Source organism: Candidatus Phytoplasma pyri, from assembly GCF_046600495.1.
GTDB classification, from domain to species: domain Bacteria; phylum Bacillota_I; class Bacilli_A; order Acholeplasmatales; family Acholeplasmataceae; genus Phytoplasma; species Phytoplasma pyri.
This window is the reverse complement of sequence record NZ_JBKIOZ010000014.1, coordinates 1-875: the sequence shown is the minus strand read 5'-3', so window position 1 is coordinate 875 and position 875 is coordinate 1. Positions and strand designations below refer to the sequence as shown.

Annotated in this window: 1 protein-coding gene; it reads right to left on the bottom strand. The window is 21.5% G+C overall.

Going from position 1 to position 875, the window contains the following annotated elements:
* Positions 1–5: 5 nt before the first annotated feature.
* Positions 6–791, bottom strand: a complete 786-nt coding sequence (locus tag ACLHHF_RS02235; RefSeq protein ID WP_411308204.1) for a Bax inhibitor-1/YccA family membrane protein — start codon at positions 789–791, stop codon at positions 6–8.
* Positions 792–875 lie beyond the last annotated feature (84 nt).

The following is an 875-nucleotide window of genomic DNA, read 5'->3' as shown; positions in this document are numbered from 1 at the left end:
AAATATTATTCTCGTTTATTAAACATTCCTAAATACATCATTAATTCTAGAATACGAATGAAAATATAAATAAGAGTTATTTGAAAACCAATTGCTACTTTCCATTCATAATCTTTGGAAATATTTTGTTGGATAATATTTTCAGCATATTGAAAGTCCATCGCTAAACTTAAAGTACCAATTATAATAGCGATAAATGAAATTGAGGCACCTACTGTGGCGTTAATACCATTACCAAATATTCCTGTAAATAAAATTATCAAGTCGATTAAAAAAATTCCTATCATTGAAATTATTATAAAAGTAACAAATTTTTTAGTAACTTTAATAATATTATTATAAAAAGCTAAATTCATTAAAGCAAAAAGACATAAAACACTCAAGATATCGATTGTTACTAATTCAAATACATTGTCATAGACGATATTTAAAAAACAAAATAAAATCCCCAAAAACATTCCTTCTAAAATGGAATAAGTGATCGCGATATGTTTGGTGATTTTAACCGATAAAAATCGTGAACTCATAATTAATACAGAAGAAATGACTGGTAAAACAAATAACATTAAAGTAACAATAGGTTTATGTTTCATTAAATTTTGTATATTAGGTTTAAATGTTAAACCATTAAAAAGCAAAAAAGTAATCATAGTTGATGAAATAGTAATTAATAAAAGTATTATAGTTTTTAAAGCAATACTTTTTCTAGAAACATTATTTTTAGATAGGGAAATACTATCTTTAGTATTAACATTATTAATGATATCATTAAAAATTATATTTTTATTCATTTAAAACTCCTTTTCAAATTTATTTTTATATATATTTAATTATTATTTATTTTTTGGTTCTAAATATAAGGTTTAAATCATTTT

Bases quoted from the DNA above. Each gene is read 5' to 3' on its own strand.
- ACLHHF_RS02235 (WP_411308204.1), bottom strand. From the start codon at position 791: ATGAATAAAAATATAATTTTTAATGATATCATTAATAATGTTAATACT.